Raw genomic sequence first — 17,052 nt, 5'->3', positions numbered from 1 at the left:
CCGATCCCCGATCCCCATTACCCTACCGCCCGACAAATCCCAAATACAGAAGTGTAACCATGTAAAAACGTACTACCACCAACAGGGCCGATTTCGCCACCACAGAAAAAGCCCCCCAAGGGAATATTATTGAGGTAGCGCTGAAATAGCTGGGAATCAAAATTTGGCTTGCCATATAGTCCCGCACCTCGCCCCAGACAGGAAAACATTAATGCACCAACAGCAGCTGGTTGGGATTGTTGTTCTTTTTGATACCGCTCTAGCAGAAATTCTAAGTCTTCTGCCGAGGCTTCAGCATCTCGTAGATGGAATTGCAGGCGTTGTCCGGGACGAACGTAATCACCAATCGCGATCGCTCCTCCTGCGGGGTCTACTCCCAAAATATCGCGGATTAAAAAGTCTCCTTGTTGCAGACAAGGCTTAAATTCATCCATAGCCAGACCGACAAATAGAGAATTTTGGGCTAGTGTTCGGTCTTCTTCGCTCAGGCTAGCAATTAAATCTCGTAGTACCAACAGTGGTGCTTGCTCGTCTAGTTCCAAAATGATATTGCGATCGCCTCTGGTAACTTGGTATGGCTGACCAATCGGTCGGCATCCTTGAGCTACTATTGTTTCTAAAACAATATTGCCACTCAACGCCACCCCAACCGTTCCTTCTTCATACAAGCGACCATTACAAAAAAGCGCAATTCGGCCACCCATTACACCACTACTGGCTTGACCACCGACTTTCATAGAACCTGGATAAGCATAATCTAATCCCTGTAACAAATCGTTGATACCAGACGAGAAGGAAGCAGACAGCAAAATGAAATGGGGTGTTGGTGAAGATGGCACACCAATCAAATCGATCCAAGCGTTTGGTGGCCCATCTAAGTCAGGTAATTGTTCGGCAACAACATGAAAAGCCTTGACATCAACTCCTGGCAGATGAGCCAAACTCAGGCTTAAGGCAGGTTCTGCTTCCAATTCTTGAGTTTGTCCAGCCAAACTAGTACCAATCACGCCGCCACCACTACAGCCGATCAGCACAGGTACTGAAAGTTTCTCTGCCAGCAGAGGTAACACTCGAGAATATTCACTTGTAAAAGCAGACGAAATGAACACCAGCCCTAAATCCGCAGGTGCTGATAAGGAAGAAGTTGTGCGTTGTACCACATCTGCAACAGCTGCTTCTAAAGAGGGTCGGGTTGACAGGGCATTTGCCCACTGCATTTGGTCTGCCATGAATTTTACGCTTTTCTATAATCCGGCTAGTAGTTTTTTATTTTTTATCTTGGAAAACATGAAATTGCATCCCAAAATCAGGTGAATTTAGCCCTTGATAAAATTTTAGAAACTTAGGGTAGCTATTACCATTACATCTATCTAAAGATAATTGTATAATCTTCAAACTATATGCTTAGTAAAATCTTAAAAGAAAAAGGTTATAACAGACTACGTCCTGTTATTAGCTGTACTTTGGAATCAAGTAACAATCCATGAGTACTAAAGTGACAGCTAAATGGCTAGAATAGTGTGGAATAGTGCAAAAAATGCCCTTTCTGTACTTTTTCTATACTGGTATTAAAAACACACAGCAAGATTAGAACTATGACAGACATCCAAAACAGAATCCAACAAGAAGTAGAAGAAGCCCGCGCTGTTTGTGACACCTCAGGTAGCAATTCTGCTGAATGTGCTGCTGCTTGGGATGCAGTAGAAGAATTACAAGCTGAAGCTTCGCACCAAAAGCAAGCCAAGCAAAAAACTGCTTTTGAGCAATATTGTGATGATAACCCCGAAGCAGCTGAATGTCGTGTTTATGACGACTAACAATCAAGTTACTAAATTTTACTGAACATTGACCAGCAAGTAACTAAAGATCAATTTGCTAATATTTGCACTTTCGCTTTTTTGCTTAGACAAGGTTAGCCTTCCTTGTGTCCTAGTTGAAATAAAATACTTAACACAAGGTGTAAATTACATTTACTTCTTAATGAGAAGTAAGTGTAAAATCATTGAAAGTTTATGCAAAAAAGTTTGAAAGAATCAAACATCTAACCAAGCAGGGGCAGTTTCCAACTCTCCCTTGAGGTATCAGTGTTTGTTGCAAATATTTAGTTTCAGGTCTTTTAGTTACTTGTTTTTTATGTTAATAGCAATCTTTACATCTAATTATCAATAATTGATAATTGTTAACCATTTAGATAAAGGTTACAGAAATTTAATGTAGCATTACTCACAAAAAAAGGCAGAGGACATAAGGTATTAAAAGGTATAAAGGAGAACTTAAATTGTGGGATGGCCGCCCACTTAATATATAAAGAAGATTATACTGAGACTCTTAGAGTGAAGGTATAAAGGCTTAAAAGCATGGGTTCCTTTATCACCTCTGCCTTCTTCCTTCTGCCTTCATGAACCTCAGGCAATTAAGCATAGCATTTAAAAGGCGTATAGAGGGGATAAGATAAGCACCATCAACGCTTTCAACCAATTGTTGGGGGACTTAAACTCAAGCAAAGATGCCCTCTTTACTGATAACTGGTAACTGATCACTGATAACTGTTATATCAGCTATCATTTATAAGATTCTTGGTTAATTATTACTTGTAAATTCTCTGGGTAAAATTATTTGTAACTCGTGGAAATACTATGGAAAAAGAAGTTTGGTTTCGCCCTTTCGTCTGGATGGATTATAGACTGGCAGTACTATTTACAGTGGTTATTCCCCTGATTCTGCTGATTTGGGCATTTGTGCAAAAAGCCGAAGGGATGCAACGCTTGCTGGCTATTTACTGGCGAGTATCAAGTCTTTTAGCTATCACAATTTATTTAATGATTGCCCAATATCCAGTCAGTTTTATCTCAGGATTTATGGCTCGTATCCTAATACCGATTTCGCTGTGGTTCTGGGTGGATCTTAACGATGAAATTGAGTATCATTCCAGCGGCCCCTTAAAGCTGACTTTTACTTCTTGGCGCTGGGCAACAACTTTCTATTGTATTTTAGGTTCGCTTGCCTTTATACCTTTTTTGGGTTGTGCTTTTTCAGAAAATGTTAGCAACAATCCCAATTGTCATGTCTGGTTTGAAGCACCTTTAAGATTTAAAGAATGGTTTCATCCCAACACGAGTACTGGGTTTCTCGGCATTCTTGGCATTATCGCTCTAGTAATTTATGTACTTTACCTAATTTATTTTGTCTTAATTAAGTTGGGTAAACAAGGACGTTCAGCTACACAACAATAATTAGTTTTTGCTTGGTGATTGCTATAGCATTCCTTAAATCATTCGTGAACAACTAGATCCCCGACTTCTTGTAGACACTTGGAGGGTGGCTTCCCAAACAGTAGAAGTCGGGGGTTTTGCTATAGTTGTTCTCTAGCCAATACTTTGAGTAGGGTTTTAATTATTTTATATCCACTTTTGATTAGTCTACACAGTTCATAAAAGTCTAATTTATGAAGTTAGAAGTCTTCAAGTTATAAATATATGGATGAGATTGCTTTATTAGATAATTATGAAAGTATTTTCCCCCTATTGATAGATGTTTATTAAGGATAAACATAAAATACATAACTATAAAAATAATTTACTTATAAATAATAAAATTGTTAAAATTGAATCATTTTTTTCGACAGTTACTCTAACTACAGAATTATTTTTTCTAAGCAAAATCATGTTTTTTATGTAACAAACTCCTCTATTAGAAAGAGGTTGAGAGAATTTTTAATTTGTAAATTAGACACAGAATCGAGGGTATTCAACAAACTCTATAGATTCTTTAAATCTACCTTTTTTGACAAAAATAAAACGAAAACAAAGAGGAGAATTATTATGTCAGATACAAGCAAACGTGGATTTGCATCAATGGATGAAGATAAGCAGCGGGAAATTGCAAGTAAAGGCGGAAAAGCTGCTCACGAAAAAGGAACTGCACACGAATTTACATCAGAAGAAGCTAGAGAAGCTGGTCGTAAAGGTGGAGAAACCACAAGTAAAGACCGAGAGTTTATGGCAGAGATTGGTCGACAAGGTGGTAAGCACTCCCACAGAGGCGATCGCAATGACAAAAATGAGCAAGATGACAACGACGAAGAAGGAAAAGGTACTCAAGGTGGTAGCCGTGAGCAACATGCAAAAGCAGGACGACAAAGCCACAAGAACAAATAAAGTTGAATTTTATAGACTTTTGAACCCACTTGAGTAAGTTTGTAGAGATGCGAAATTTCGCATCTCTATATTTATATTTTTTAATGTTAATTTACTTTGTAAAGTTCATTCTCAAACAGGCGTTCGCAACTTTTTCATACAATTAGCACCACGCTTTTAGGCTGATTTGCTAGCCTGAACAAAAGTAAACTCAAAGTTTGCTTACTTAGGTGTATATTTTTCTATTTAAATATGCGTTTCTTCAGTAAACGCAGATACCCGACTTTGCTAAAAAAGTCGGGTATCTTGTTTTCACGAATCATTTAGAACTGCTATTTAACGTGAATTCGATAAATATGATCAGACTAAAAATATGCGGATGGCGAGACTCGAACTCGCAAGGCAAAGCCACACGCCCCTCAAACGTGCGCGTATACCAATTCCGCCACATCCGCAAGGTTGCACTAATGATTAAATATAGCACAACAAAATCACTATAGTGGAGTCATAATTAAATTTTTCCCAAATTCAAGAGTCTATATGCACAAAATTTTGACCCTTGACCTATTAAACTGGCGGAAATACAGCCTCCACAGGAGCTGACTTTTCACCTCATGTGGAAACCCAACCCCCTAACAGAGTTTCCTCACAGGAAAGGGAAGAAATTTAAAGCCTCTCTCCTACAAGGAGAGAGGTTTTCCTGATCCCCTGAAAAGTCAGCAGCAGGAGGAGGACAAACAAAGGTTATAACCAGAACTTCCTGTAGACTTGGCACTCTTACGGTTTTAAACTGTGCAATTACAATGCGCTCGGGCAAATTAGTAAACCTCAGGTTTGAGCAGATGTTGGTAGTCTGATGAATTAAATCAGTGAACAGTGAACGACTTGCTTTGATAACTGATAACTGATAATTGATAACTGTTAAAAGTTCTATGCTATGTCATCTCCTGTCATAATTTGAAATCAAGCGAAAGCGTTGTTTTAGACTAGCCGGGAGAAAATGTCAACCAAAGGCTGAAGTATGAAGTATGTAAACCTCATTCAGGCGGCTACTCTGCCAGAAGGGCTACGCCCTGGGAGTGCAGGGTAGGATGAAACAACCTCATGAAGTTTTAAACCTCATTCTTCTTTTCATCCTCCATCCTTTACACTTGGTGACTTATTTAGTCAATTTACTTAACTGATATCGACACTATAAAGATGAAGTTTGACAAAATATTAATTGCTAATCGGGGAGAAATCGCGCTTCGCATTCTCCGGGCTTGTGAAGAAATGGGAATCGCAACTGTGGCCGTACACTCCACCGTTGATCGAAATGCACTGCATGTCCAACTAGCTGATGAAGCCGTTTGCATTGGTGAAGCTGCCAGCAGTAAAAGTTATCTCAATATTCCTAATATTATTGCCGCAGCCTTGACACGCAATGCTAGTGCTATTCATCCAGGCTATGGTTTTTTAGCCGAGAATGCCCGGTTTGCGGAAATCTGTGCAGATCATCATATTGCTTTTATTGGCCCTTCTCCAGAGGCCATTCGCTTGATGGGCGATAAATCCACAGCCAAAGAAACCATGCAAAAAGCAGGAGTACCAACAGTACCAGGTAGCGATGGTTTGATAGACTCGGATAAAGAAGGATTAGCGATCGCCAGAAAAATTGGCTACCCCGTGATGATCAAAGCCACTGCTGGTGGTGGTGGTAGAGGTATGCGTCTAGTCCGTTCCGAAAACGAATTCATCAAATGTTTTCAAGCAGCACAAGGCGAAGCAGGAGCAGCATTTGGTAATTCTGGGGTTTACCTAGAAAAATTTATCGAGCGTCCGCGCCACATTGAATTTCAAATTTTGGCCGATAATTACGGAAACGTTATTCATTTGGGTGAACGGGATTGCTCAATTCAGCGTCGTAATCAAAAATTACTTGAAGAAGCCCCCAGCCCAGCTATTGATCCAGAACTGCGTGAGAAAATGGGTCAAGCAGCCGTTAAAGCAGCTCAATTTATCAATTATACCGGCGCAGGAACTATCGAATTTCTCTTAGATAGATCAGGTAATTTTTACTTTATGGAAATGAATACCCGCATCCAAGTTGAACATCCTGTGACAGAAATGATTACAGGGGTAGACTTGGTTGTCGAACAAATCCGTATTGCTCAAGGAGAAAGACTAAAACTTACCCAAGATCAAGTAGTTTTGCGGGGTCATGCGATCGAATGTCGCATTAACGCCGAAGACCCCGATCACGATTTTCGTCCTGCACCTGGTAGGATTAGTGGTTATCTCCCACCCGGAGGCCCTGGTGTCCGTATAGACTCTCACGTCTACACCGATTATCAAATTCCCCCTTATTATGACTCTCTGATCGGTAAGTTAATTGTTTGGGGACAAGACCGTCCTACAGCCATTAACCGGATGAAACGAGCGCTGCAAGAGTGTGCAATTACTGGACTGCCTACTACTATCAGTTTTCATCAAAAAATTATGGAAAACCCACAGTTTTTACAGGGTAATGTTTACACCAGTTTCATACAAGAAATGCAAGGCTAACAGATAAAACAGGTGGGGAAGTGGGAATAAGGGGCAGTGGGGAGTATGAGGAGTATGAGGGGTGTGTAGACGAGGCAGTGCGGTGGTGAGGCAGCGCGCAGAAGGGGGGTTTTCCCCATGAGCGACTGCCGTAGACGCGTAGCGGCTTCTGTAAAGTAAGGGTTTCCCGGCATAAAGTAAAGAGCCGTGCGCTCATAGGCTTCCCGTAAGGGTGGACTAGTAAACCAATAACTACTAACCAATGTACAGACGTGCCATGGCACGTCTGGTACAACTACTAACTAATAACCACCAACCACCAACAATTATTTAGACATCATAATCAGTAGTCCTTGTTGACCAAGAAGCAGTTCTCTCAGCAAACTAAAGATACCAACCCAAATAATTGGCGTAATATCCACCCCACCAATGGGTGGAACTAACTTCCGCATTGGTATCAAAAATGGCTCTGTTGGCCAAGCTATTAAATTAAAAGGCAAACGATTTAGATCTACTTGGGGATACCAAGTTAGAACTATGCGAAAAATAAACAAAAGTGTCATCAATCCCAGTCCTAGACCGAGAATCCAAGCAGTCAGGTTAACACCAGTCATGGTTTGAGTTTCTCACTCTCTGCAATAAACAAAAAACCGAGCGCAAGTTATAAATTTTGAAGCTTTGTAAAGCTTAATCATTATTATTTTAGCTAAATGCTGCCACCCATCTGTAGATAACAGTGGTTAAGCAAAATTAAATTTGGGGGTGAAGGCAAGGAAACGGGAAGGAATAGAGGTCGGGGAACTCACCGGTCCCCCAACCCCACAAAGTGGGGACCCCTAGCCCCCCATTTACAGAAGTCTATGTCCTATTGCTCTAAGGGTGTAATAGACTATTAAAATTAAGGTAAAGTCTGTAAAAAAAGGTTGAAAAGTATGACACCTTCTTTAGCAAATTTTCTTTGGAGCCTAGTTTGGGGTACTGTCATTGTCGTTATCCCTATTACCGTAGGATTGCTTTTTATTAGCCAAAAAGATAAAATCCAACGTTCTTAATAATACCTGTGGGAGTTAGTTTGACTCTCAAAACCAGTGCTTTTTTAGCTCTGAGTAATCATGTAGAGACGCAATGGCAGTCGTACGGTTGCAAACAACACGGCGCTGCCTATAATTTTGCGTCTCTACAATATATTTAGTGCCCTGTTAAAGTAGAGATTTAAATACCAACTCGCTAACATAGATTTGATATTAGGACAAAAACAATGGTAACTTTTTGGCTGAACTCAGCCAGTGTTCTGGCTCAAGTCAATTTTGGGGCCAACTCAGCCAGTCTTCTAGGAATTTTCCTGGCTATAGCTGGGGCTGCTCTGTATTTTCTCCGCACAGTGCGTCCAGAACTCTCGCGAGATCAAGATATCTTTTTTGCTGCTGTAGGCTTGCTCTGCGGCTTTATTCTTATTTTCCAAGGATGGCGCCTAGACCCGATTTTACAATTTGGTCAGTTACTTTTAGTTGGTTCAACTGTATTTTTCGCGGTAGAAAGCATTCGTCTGCGGGGCATTGCAACTCAACAAGCTAAACGTAACACTCCCATAGTGGATGATGAGCGAGAAGTTAGTAGTCGCTATCAGTATCGGAGAAAGTCTCCTTACAAAGCTGAGGTGGACGCAGAATTAGATTCCCTACCTTACGATGATGAGTATGAAGATGAACGTCCGCGTCCTCGGATTCCAGGTAGTAGAGAAAGCCGTTCATCCCGTGGAGATTACTATGAAGATGAACCCCGGCGTATAGAACGTCGCAGTAATGGTGAGAGATCAGAAGCCAGCGACAGAACAACTCGTCGGCGTAGTAGTTCGCGTCCAAGCAGTCGTAGTAGCGATCGCTTAGAAGATGATTGGGGTACTACAACTTCTAAAACTGTTGATGATTGGGATAGCCCAACTACTAAAGAAAGAAGACCTTCTCGGCGTGGAACTAACAGTTCTTTTCGTCCAGAAAACCCTGCTGATGATCTTACTGACACCACACCCAAACCACCAAGAAGACGCCGTCCGCCCAATAATTCCGAATCTCGAACTGAACGTCAAGATGACGACGTCATCCCTACTGATTATGTAGAGTATAAACCGATTAATCGTTCAGAAGGCGAATCAGATAATTCAGTAGATTTTGATGATGTTTAAATAAACTAATGTGGAGGTTGTAAAAGAGAGAACAAAAAATAGTTAAGGTGAAAAAATTTACACCTGGATTTTGGCTCCAACGAAATTGTCTTTGGAGTCTGATTTTTGGTTTTGCAAGTTTACTTGTAGCTTGTAGTCCAGAAAATATTCCTATTGGACCGACTTCTCTTAATAGTCGCTACACTGAAGAGCAACCGACCTTAAGTGGCAATGGTCGTATTTTAGCGTTTGTATCAACCCGTAATGGCACTCACCAGATACTGCTATACGACTTACAGCAGCAAACTTTTTTGCGTACACCACGCTTAAATCGCCCTGGGACGATAGTTGAAAGTCCCAGCCTCAGCTATACCGGACGCTACATAGCCTATATTACCAGCGACCAAGGGAGGCCCGTGGTGGCACTTTACGATCGCGCTACGCAACAGTCACAGATCGTTACCCCCACATATCGCGGTTGGGTAAGAAATCCTAGTATTAGTCCTGATGGACGTTATGTAGTTTTTGAAACCGCCAGCCGTGGTCAATGGGATGTAGAAGTCTTAGATCGAGGGCCAGAGATTGAGTTGGATATCCCTAACGGTGCGGCTGTGGCTCCTGTGCCGTAGTCTGGAGGGGATGGTGGGGAGATGGGGTGGTGGGGAGATGGGGTGATGGGGTGATGGGGTGATGGGGAGAAAACAATTCAAAATTCAAAATTTAGGAAGAGGGTGTGAGGAGTGTGTAGATGCGCTCATAGGCTTCCCGTAAGGGTGGGGTGTGAGGAGTGTGTAGACGCGTAGCGGTGAGGGGGTCGCAGTCTTGGACGCCACGTGCTACAACTCTTGGAACCCCCAAGGGCGCAGTGGCTCCGTTTCCCGTCACGATTGCGAACTCCCGTAGACGGGCGAAGCCCGGCTTCAAGGTAGAGTACCCGAAGGGCTTCCCGTAAAGGTGGAGTAGTAAACCACTAACTACTAACTACTAACTACTAACTACTAACTACTAACTACTAACTACTAACTACTAACAAATGACCAAATATATTTTTCTTCCTATACTTACCTTAACAACTTTATTAACTGGCTGTGTTGGCTATCCCCGCCTTTTGAGTTACCCTTTCGACCCTGGCGGTAGGAGTCTCAATAGTCCTGCTTCGGAATTAAATCCACAAATTTCTGGCAGATATATTGTTTTTACTTCTGACCGTCGCGGCAGCCAGGATGTATATATGTTTGATATGGTGACTCGCAATTTGATTGATATACCTGGTTTAAATGCCTTTGATGCGATCGCCTCTCATCCGAGTGTTTCCGATGATGGTCGTAGTATTGTTTTTGCTGCTTCTCGCCAAGGTCGCACAGGCATATTTTTATATAACAGAGAAACAAGACAATCACGTAATTTGACTGCTAACTTGCAAGCAGAAGTCCGCAACCCCACAATTAGTGCTGATGGTACGAGAATTGCCTTTGAGTACAGTAACAATGGACAGTGGGATATTTTAGTCTATAACCGTTCTGGGCAACCTTTGACTATACCGCAAGATCCACGTTAGCGAAGGGATTGGGGAGGTGGGGGGCTAGGGGTCCCCACTTTGTGGGGTTGGGGGGCAATGGGGAACTCACCGGCCCCTGGTGGGGATTAGCGGCGATGGGGAGAGTATGAGGAGTGTGGGGAGTAACAACACTTTCTATATTGTCCTCCTTGTCTCCCTTGTCTGGTTTGTCCTCCTCTCCCCTTTCCCCGATTCCTATTCCCTACTCCCTTCTTCCTGTATCGCTTCAATTAGCGATCGCACCTGTTGAGTTCCTTCGGAAGGTTCAAATGAAAGGGGAAATTTGCCCTTAACAAGCATCCGCAAACCCAGGGGTACAATACCAAGCAATCCTCTCAAATCCCGAAAATAGTTACCGACTACTTGTAAACCGAATTGTCTCTCATCAATCCAACCACCTGCTTTGACTAACTCTACTAACACTTTGCGATGGCGAATTGAACGACTATCGCTTTTTTGTTTGTGGGCAATAATTTCTTGTTTAATTTTAGTGATTTGATCCAATGGAGCAACATCCATTGGACATACACTGTTGCAGTAAAAGCAACGAGTACAACCCCAAACTCCTTGAGTACCTTCGTTGTATTTTTCCAAGCGGTTTTCTGTTTCACTATCGCGGTTATCTGCCACCATTCGGTAAGCTTTTGCTAGTGCATGGGGACCAACAAATTTGGAATTGACTTCAAAGCCATTGCATTCAGAGAAGCAAGCTCCACACATAATACAATTACCAGTTTGATCAAGCCGCGATCGCTCTTCTGGTGTTTGTAAAAACTCTCTTTCTGGTACGTTGCGGCTAGCTGTACTTACATAAGGTGCGATCGCCTCAAGATTATTCCAAAAATCGTTCATATCTACCACTAAATCTTTAATTACAGGCATATTGCCCAGTGGCGCGATCGTAATTTCTGGAATAGCATTTGTCTTGCTTGTGTGTGCTGCTAACTGTTGTAATCTAGAAATTTCACTGCCAACATTTTCTTTACAAGCAAGAGCAGAACGCCCATTAATTCGCATAGCACAGCTACCACAAATTGTATTGCGGCAATTTTTGCGAAATGCTAAAGTTCCATCTTGTTCCCACTTAATCCGATTGAGGCAATCAAGAATTGTATTACCTGGTTCTACCTCCAAAAGGTAAGTTTGTACCTTAGCAGAAGAATTATGTTGCTGTCGAATAACCTTAAATAGTACTTCCATTATTACCAACCTAAATATTGAAATTCTCGCATTTACATTAGAAAACAGACTTTTGCAGAAGTTAGGGAAGGGTAGGTTCATGCCTAACCGCACAAGAGGTGGCACAAATCTAAAATCTTCAAGCTGCATCCCACAATTAGCGTGTAGTCAATCCGTCTTGAAAAGCTTTGAGGTTTCCTCCAGGACGCTACCTTGAAGACGACCTACGGGCGTCTTCAAGGTAGAGTACGCCGGAAGCCGACGCACCCTTCGTGAAGCCTATGAGCGCGTCTACAAACTTTTTGCAAAATTGCAAATCTAAAATCCAAAATTGATTGACCCTTATCTTTTATAATTCCCTTTTACCTTTTAACTTTTACCCTTAACTCAATGACATTGCTTACCCAACGAGCTATGCTCTAGCTACTCTTATTTCAAAGCTAGCTGTTAATATGCTGATCATTAAAGAGTGCGAGGATAAGCATAAAAATTCTAGTTGTAGAAGCTTTGTATGGGTTTAGCGACAGTTTTGTCAACTGCTACACCCTATTACCTTATTACCAAGGTTGGGTGATGTGAAAACCCTACTTTTAAAGGTGAATGGATGAAACAGCACATCACCCGGTAATAGGTAATTGGTAATTGGTGATTTCTTATTACCCATTACCCATTACCTATTAGCCATTACCAGGACAACCCCGCTACCAAAATATGGACGAATCCCCCAAAATTTATTCGGGGGTGTCCCCTCAACTATAGAATATAACTTTATGTTGATGTTAACAGAAGTCAATCAAACTCTTGTTAAAGTCACTTTTGCAAGAGTTCGGTAAAGGGAAGGGTTAAAGATTAAAGGGTTTTTATTTTCCTTTACCCCAACCCCAATAACCTTTTCCCCGACTAATGCCACAAAGTCTAATAAAGACTGTACAAATTCCTCCTTTAGTCGCAAAGTGCTATTTTTTGGTTATATAGAATTGTTATAGCTGCTGATGAACATGTGGAGGTAATTAATAGACAGCATAATACTCAGAAATATTTTATCTGGTCTCAATCAATAAACTTGATCATGTAGATCATGTAACTCTGTACTCAAAACTCCTCATCTATATTAGATGAATTTTTATAAAATCCATGCCTCAATACTCACAACGGTAATAAAGCGGGAGGAAAATCCTCACCGCTTTTTGCCTTTCCAAGGTAAATGATATAAGATTTAAAGTCTAGCAATAAGTTTAATTCAAACTTAAACAATTATTTTGCTATTATGATTGCATGTTAGTATTTAATATAAAATTACGAAGAAACAAAACCAGTCTAAATAGCCGATAAGTGCGGCTGATACTGCTTTGTTTATTCGTGATGACCAGAGGTGAAATTTATTCATCTCTATGAGCAAGATAAAAGAGTGTATGCTCAACAACCTTATGACAATACTATGCTGTTCTAAGCTTGAGGTAAGCATAAGGAAATTCTTGCAAATTCTTGAGTCTACGGCTTATTAAGTAGTGGAACTCGTTTCGTTTGTAAAGATGGCTTAAAATTACACCGTCGCAATAGCGTCAAAAAAGAAAATATTTCATTTTCGATGGCAAATGATGGTTAAATGTGCCGTAAAATTACCGAAATAAATACCTGCGACAACCGCGATCTCTAACAAATTATGGGTAGCCATAAAAGATGATTTTGGTTTGTTAGAATCAGGACTTTACCCTTTTTTTGGGTTTGTCAGCAACTTTAGTGTAAATCACAAAAAGCTAAAAGCTGGCAGAGAACTACACCTTTGAATAGTTTGGAGAGAGTAAGGAAATTTTGAGCGTAATGACTGAAACTGCAACTGCACCATTAACCGGAAAAGCACTGCTTGCGAAAGTCAAAGAACTTTCTAATCTACCACGTCGAGAAAGAGCAAAACAGTGTGGCTATTATACTGTTACGAAAAATAATCAGGTGCGTGTGAATCTCACCGATTTTTATGATGCTTTGCTATCTGCTAGGGGAATTCCCTTAAGTCCAGAAGCACCAAAAGATGGTCGTGGTCGTGAACCGACTTATCGGGTTAGTGTTCATCAAAACGGCCAAATAGTCATCGGTGCGACATACACTAAAGCAATGGGCTTAAAGCCTGGTGATGAATTTGAAATTAAGCTGGGATACAAGCACATTCACCTCATTCAAGTTGATAGCGACAAAAAAGAACTCCAGTCAGATGTAGACATTGATGAAGAGGAAGATGAGATTGAAGAAGAAGAGTAAATTTTTCTCATGGTAAGGATAAAGTTATAAGTCAAGACTTAGTAACTTATCTCCTTAGCAAGGAAAAAATGGTTGCTACCGTTTAAAGATTTTTCAGGTAGAAAATAACGATTAGACCTCTTGCAGAAGTTACCGAATTTGTTAGAAGCTTGATGAAGTAGAGAGAAAAGCACAAAAAAGCAAGTCATACTAAGGGGTAAAAAAGCGATCGCGCATCGCTACTCCTGGTGGCAAATTGCTCGAAAAGGTAAAAGCTTTTCTCTCTACAAGCTATAAATTTAGGATTGCGAGAAGTCTGTCGTGTTTTTTTATCCCATTTTGCTAGCCGCATGGAAGTCATCACTCTATAATTTGCAATCATTTTGGGAAAATGCACCAAGTTTGATTGTAGTGATGGCTTTTTTTATTGCCTGGAGTGGATGTTGGTTCCCAATAGCAGCTTTTTCAGCTGTTTTCTTAAATTGGCAACCTAACAAACCCTTAAAATCAGAGCAAAAGATACCTTTATTATTGTCACTTTATTTATTAGTACCTTTAATTTTTTGGATCATCACTTGGCTGACTAAAACGCCTTTATCAGATTACGGCTTTGTTACCAACATTTCTATCCTTAGTTCCGTTACCCTGGGTTTTAGTTTAGGTTTATTCAGCCTAGCTGTGGTTTTTACATGTCAACTTTGGCTGGGATGGTGCAAGTTAGAATACACAAACATCAAGCAATTACCATCTATTTTGCTACCTACTTTGTTAATAGCTTTATTTGTAGGTGGGATTGAAGAATTAGTTTTTCGTGGATTTTTGTTTACAGAATTAGAGCAAGATTATTCAGTTTGGATAGCAGCAACTATATCTAGCTTGATATTTGCTGTATTACACTTAATTTGGGAACAACAACAAACCATACCGCAGCTTCCCGGGCTATGGTTAATGGGGTTGGTATTGGTGCTGGCACGGTTTGTTGGTCACGGTAATTTGGGTTTAGCTTGGGGACTGCATAGCGGCTGGATATGGGCGATCGCTTGTATAGATACAGCCCAACTAATCGATTACACCGATCAAATCTCAGATTGGGTGACAGGTAAGAACAAAAAACCCCTAGCCGGAGTCGCAGGGATAGTATGTTTAGTGCTAACTGCGGTAACGCTTTGGTTTGGTTATCAACTTAATTTTGTCTAACTGTTCTTAACACATACATACTCAGCAACAGTAGACGTAGGATAACTGACTTCTTTAATTTCAAATCCTGCTCGCGTCAGCATACCCTCAATTATCCATGCAAAGGTGCTATATTCTTCTCGCACATGCATTTCAAAGTCTTTGACTGTCCAACCCTCACCCTCTGGCTTAGCTGAATGCTCAATCCAATGATTAATCGAGGTTTGATACTCACTAGCCAGGAATGAGAAGATAACATCACGCAGGTAAAAAACACCGCCAAGTTTCAGCATCGCAGCCATTCGCATCAAAGCCACCATTTTCCAGAAATCTGGCAGAATGTGTAGGGCAGCTTTCGTAATCACAAAATCAGCCAGAGTGTCATTATGTTCATAAGTTAAGAAACTAGCCTGATGAAATTTGATATTCGTAGCTCCTATTTTTTGAGCTTTTGAGTGAGCGTAAGCTAGCATACTTTGGGAAACATCGACAGCATCTACCGAAGCTCCATAGAGCGCCGCCTGAATTGCAAAGGTTCCTGTACCCGCTCCCAGATCAATGACAGTATGTCCTGAAGAAATTCCTAATCGTTGAACCAAAGCTTGCTCTTTTGCTGGAGTACTGGATAGTTGGTTACGGTCAAAGGCTGCTACTTGAGCAGTATCTTCAAAGTCAACACCAGCCATTTTATATTCGTTGAAGTACCATCTAGGGAAAGAGGTCATATTCTCTTCATTTTTATGGGGTATTTATTGAAAACTTGTGGAATTTAAATAGCTCTGTAGAAAGATTTTTCAGGAGTGGAGATTATGGTACTGTTCTCGATATGAGAGTAGCTTATTTTCTACTTAAACGAATATATTAGTATAAATTTAAGCAATATTTTTATTTTTAAACCCATGAGTTTTAGCGTCTGGATTAAAAGATTGCTAATAATTTCTTTGATGCTTATCTCTTTAACTATTGTTCTTGTACTTGGGAGAGCGAAGTTACAGCAAAATAGTAGCATCCCATCAAATTCAGATATAGACCCTGCTGCTTGGAGTCCAGCCAATGTCCAATTACAAGCAGCACAAGAGCAACAAGAGGAAGTTCAAGATTTTTCCAAATCATTAACAAATACTAGTCCAACTCCCAAAGTTGAATCAAAGAAAAAACAAGCAGACAAACTTTACAGTTCTCCTAAACCATCAGTGACTACGGCTGTTCCTGACAAAGTTGCATCAACAAATAACCAAGTAGACAAACCGCAAAATATCCCTCAATATTCGTTCAAAGTTACTGAAGCTTTTAAACAATATACCCCCAATTATGAAATTGCCTTAGCTAACCCAAGCAATTATGGAGAACGTTTTGCTACAGATATTAATGGTGTACCAGTTAACAATCAGGCAATCATAGTACTTCATGAAACTGCTGATTCTGCATCTAGTGCGATTAATACCTTTCAAACAGCCCATAGTGATCAAGATAAGCAAGTAAGTTACCATAGCTTGATTACTTTAGATGGAACAATTATTTATATAGTCCCACCGGATAAACGCGCTTTTGGTGCTGGGAACTCAGTTTTTGATGGGCCGAATGGGTCAGAAACTGTACAAACTAATCCCGGTTTAGAACCATCTGTGAATAATTTTGCTTACCATGTCTCTTTAGAGACACCTCCAGAAGGTCGCAATAAAGAACCATATCATATCGGTTACACCGATGCTCAATACTATTCTCTTGCTTGGTTAATTGCTCAAAGTAGTGTTCCCGATGAGCGCATTACTACTCATCGAGATGTGGATCGTTCGGGTACAAGAATTGATCCCCGCAGCTTTGATTTTGATAAGTTTTTTAAGTTACTTCACTCTTTTCGGCAGCCAATTTCGTGAAAATGAGGGATCGGGGATCAGGGACAAGGGAGATGGGGGGCAATGGGGTGATGGGGTGTAAGGAGTGTATAGACGCACCCATCAGCTTCTTGTAAGGGTGGGGTGTGAGCGGTGTGTAGACGTGCTTGGCGCGACTTAAGGTAAGGGTGGAGTAGTAAACAACTAACTACTAACTACTAACTACTAACAACCAACCACTAACAACTA

Annotated in this window: 16 protein-coding genes and 1 tRNA gene; 11 read left to right on the top strand and 6 right to left on the bottom strand. The window is 40.9% G+C overall.

The genetic code is table 11. The features are described from left to right. Positions 1-17: 17 nt before the first annotated feature. A complete protein-coding gene (locus UYI_RS0125915) occupies positions 18-1,229 on the bottom strand; it encodes an FIST signal transduction protein (protein ID WP_016869596.1) in 1,212 nt (403 codons plus the stop codon). A gap of 366 nt (positions 1,230-1,595) precedes the next feature. On the opposite strand from UYI_RS0125915, the gene UYI_RS0125910 reads away from it, so the two are divergent. The 3 genes from UYI_RS0125910 (at position 1,596) to UYI_RS0125900 (ending at position 4,157) form a co-directional block, all read left to right on the top strand. Further along, positions 1,596-1,817, top strand: coding sequence for a Calvin cycle protein CP12 (locus tag UYI_RS0125910; RefSeq protein ID WP_009454249.1), 222 nt, complete (start codon positions 1,596-1,598; stop codon positions 1,815-1,817). A gap of 819 nt (positions 1,818-2,636) precedes the next feature. Then, on the top strand, positions 2,637-3,233 hold the full coding sequence (locus tag UYI_RS0125905) for a DUF3177 family protein (protein WP_016869595.1): 597 nt from the start codon (positions 2,637-2,639) through the stop codon (positions 3,231-3,233). Between the two features lie 588 nt (positions 3,234-3,821). Further along, entirely contained in the window at positions 3,822-4,157 is a 336-nt protein-coding gene (locus UYI_RS0125900) for a KGG domain-containing protein (protein WP_016869594.1), read from the top strand. Between the two features lie 353 nt (positions 4,158-4,510). Here UYI_RS0125900 and UYI_RS0125895 read toward each other — a convergent pair. Next, positions 4,511-4,591: transfer RNA gene (locus UYI_RS0125895), tRNA-Leu, on the bottom strand. Positions 4,592-5,336: 745 nt separating this feature from the next. Here UYI_RS0125895 and accC point away from each other — a divergent pair. Next, entirely contained in the window at positions 5,337-6,680 is a 1,344-nt protein-coding gene (accC, locus tag UYI_RS0125890; protein WP_016869593.1) for an acetyl-CoA carboxylase biotin carboxylase subunit, read from the top strand. Positions 6,681-6,985: 305 nt separating this feature from the next. Here the strand turns inward: accC and UYI_RS0125885 are convergent, their stop codons facing one another. Continuing rightward, entirely contained in the window at positions 6,986-7,273 is a 288-nt protein-coding gene (locus UYI_RS0125885; protein WP_016869592.1) for a YggT family protein, read from the bottom strand. A 318-nt stretch (positions 7,274-7,591) separates the two neighbouring features. Here UYI_RS0125885 and psbX point away from each other — a divergent pair, with 318 nt between their 5' ends. The 3 genes from psbX to UYI_RS0125870 all read left to right on the top strand — a co-directional run bounded on the left by psbX (position 7,592) and on the right by UYI_RS0125870 (position 9,449). After that, the gene (gene psbX / locus UYI_RS0125880) at positions 7,592-7,711 is read left to right on the top strand and encodes a photosystem II reaction center X protein (RefSeq protein WP_016869591.1); all 120 of its coding nucleotides are present in this window, start codon (positions 7,592-7,594) and stop codon (positions 7,709-7,711) included. A gap of 206 nt (positions 7,712-7,917) precedes the next feature. Next, positions 7,918-8,841: a Ycf66 family protein gene (locus UYI_RS0125875; RefSeq protein WP_016869590.1), complete on the top strand. Its 924-nt coding sequence runs from the start codon at positions 7,918-7,920 to the stop codon at positions 8,839-8,841. 47 nt (positions 8,842-8,888) lie between these two features. Continuing rightward, positions 8,889-9,449 (top strand): TolB-like translocation protein, encoded by a 561-nt coding sequence (locus UYI_RS0125870; RefSeq protein WP_016869589.1) that lies wholly within the window; start codon positions 8,889-8,891, stop codon positions 9,447-9,449. 91 nt (positions 9,450-9,540) lie between these two features. On the opposite strand, the gene UYI_RS37220 is transcribed toward UYI_RS0125870, so the two are convergent. Continuing rightward, positions 9,541-9,705 carry a hypothetical protein gene (locus UYI_RS37220; RefSeq protein ID WP_157226396.1) on the bottom strand — a complete coding sequence of 55 codons (165 nt, stop codon included), beginning with the start codon at positions 9,703-9,705 and terminating at the stop codon, positions 9,541-9,543. 148 nt (positions 9,706-9,853) lie between these two features. On the opposite strand from UYI_RS37220, the gene UYI_RS0125865 reads away from it, so the two are divergent. Then, a complete protein-coding gene (locus UYI_RS0125865; protein WP_016869588.1) occupies positions 9,854-10,378 on the top strand; it encodes a TolB family protein in 525 nt (174 codons plus the stop codon). A 195-nt stretch (positions 10,379-10,573) separates the two neighbouring features. Here the strand turns inward: UYI_RS0125865 and UYI_RS0125860 are convergent, their stop codons facing one another. Beyond that, positions 10,574-11,578, bottom strand: coding sequence for a succinate dehydrogenase/fumarate reductase iron-sulfur subunit (locus UYI_RS0125860; RefSeq protein ID WP_016869587.1), 1,005 nt, complete (start codon positions 11,576-11,578; stop codon positions 10,574-10,576). A 1,800-nt stretch (positions 11,579-13,378) separates the two neighbouring features. Here UYI_RS0125860 and UYI_RS0125855 point away from each other — a divergent pair. After that, a complete protein-coding gene (locus tag UYI_RS0125855; protein WP_009454272.1) occupies positions 13,379-13,813 on the top strand; it encodes an AbrB family transcriptional regulator in 435 nt (144 codons plus the stop codon). Between the two features lie 300 nt (positions 13,814-14,113). Continuing rightward, positions 14,114-14,989, top strand: coding sequence for a CPBP family intramembrane glutamic endopeptidase (locus tag UYI_RS0125850; RefSeq protein WP_016869586.1), 876 nt, complete (start codon positions 14,114-14,116; stop codon positions 14,987-14,989). Here the strand turns inward: UYI_RS0125850 and UYI_RS0125845 are convergent. Beyond that, complete coding sequence (locus UYI_RS0125845; RefSeq protein WP_026086173.1) at positions 14,986-15,693, bottom strand: class I SAM-dependent methyltransferase; 708 nt, start codon at positions 15,691-15,693, stop codon at positions 14,986-14,988. The two genes, UYI_RS0125850 and UYI_RS0125845, sit on opposite strands and share 4 nt — an antisense overlap. 174 nt (positions 15,694-15,867) lie before the next feature. Between UYI_RS0125845 and UYI_RS0125840 the strand changes: the two genes are divergently transcribed. Then, entirely contained in the window at positions 15,868-16,845 is a 978-nt protein-coding gene (locus tag UYI_RS0125840; protein ID WP_016869584.1) for an N-acetylmuramoyl-L-alanine amidase, read from the top strand. Positions 16,846-17,052 lie beyond the last annotated feature (207 nt).

Source organism: Fischerella muscicola PCC 7414, from assembly GCF_000317205.1.
GTDB lineage: Bacteria > Cyanobacteriota > Cyanobacteriia > Cyanobacteriales > Nostocaceae > Fischerella > Fischerella muscicola.
This window is presented reverse-complemented; position numbering and strand designations above follow the sequence as displayed.

What these genes read in the sequence shown, in the direction of transcription:
- UYI_RS0125915 (WP_016869596.1), bottom strand. Translation starts at nt 1,229, where the DNA reads ATGGCAGACCAAATGCAGTGGGCAAATGCCCTGTCAACCCGACCCTCT.
- UYI_RS0125910 (WP_009454249.1), top strand. Translation starts at nt 1,596, where the DNA reads ATGACAGACATCCAAAACAGAATCCAACAAGAAGTAGAAGAAGCCCGC.
- UYI_RS0125905 (WP_016869595.1), top strand. Translation starts at nt 2,637, where the DNA reads ATGGAAAAAGAAGTTTGGTTTCGCCCTTTCGTCTGGATGGATTATAGA.
- UYI_RS0125900 (WP_016869594.1), top strand. Translation starts at nt 3,822, where the DNA reads ATGTCAGATACAAGCAAACGTGGATTTGCATCAATGGATGAAGATAAG.
- accC (WP_016869593.1), top strand. Translation starts at nt 5,337, where the DNA reads ATGAAGTTTGACAAAATATTAATTGCTAATCGGGGAGAAATCGCGCTT.
- UYI_RS0125885 (WP_016869592.1), bottom strand. Translation starts at nt 7,273, where the DNA reads ATGACTGGTGTTAACCTGACTGCTTGGATTCTCGGTCTAGGACTGGGA.
- psbX (WP_016869591.1), top strand. Translation starts at nt 7,592, where the DNA reads ATGACACCTTCTTTAGCAAATTTTCTTTGGAGCCTAGTTTGGGGTACT.
- UYI_RS0125875 (WP_016869590.1), top strand. Translation starts at nt 7,918, where the DNA reads ATGGTAACTTTTTGGCTGAACTCAGCCAGTGTTCTGGCTCAAGTCAAT.
- UYI_RS0125865 (WP_016869588.1), top strand. Translation starts at nt 9,854, where the DNA reads ATGACCAAATATATTTTTCTTCCTATACTTACCTTAACAACTTTATTA.
- UYI_RS0125860 (WP_016869587.1), bottom strand. Translation starts at nt 11,578, where the DNA reads ATGGAAGTACTATTTAAGGTTATTCGACAGCAACATAATTCTTCTGCT.
- UYI_RS0125855 (WP_009454272.1), top strand. Translation starts at nt 13,379, where the DNA reads ATGACTGAAACTGCAACTGCACCATTAACCGGAAAAGCACTGCTTGCG.
- UYI_RS0125845 (WP_026086173.1), bottom strand. Translation starts at nt 15,693, where the DNA reads ATGACCTCTTTCCCTAGATGGTACTTCAACGAATATAAAATGGCTGGT.
- UYI_RS0125840 (WP_016869584.1), top strand. Translation starts at nt 15,868, where the DNA reads ATGAGTTTTAGCGTCTGGATTAAAAGATTGCTAATAATTTCTTTGATG.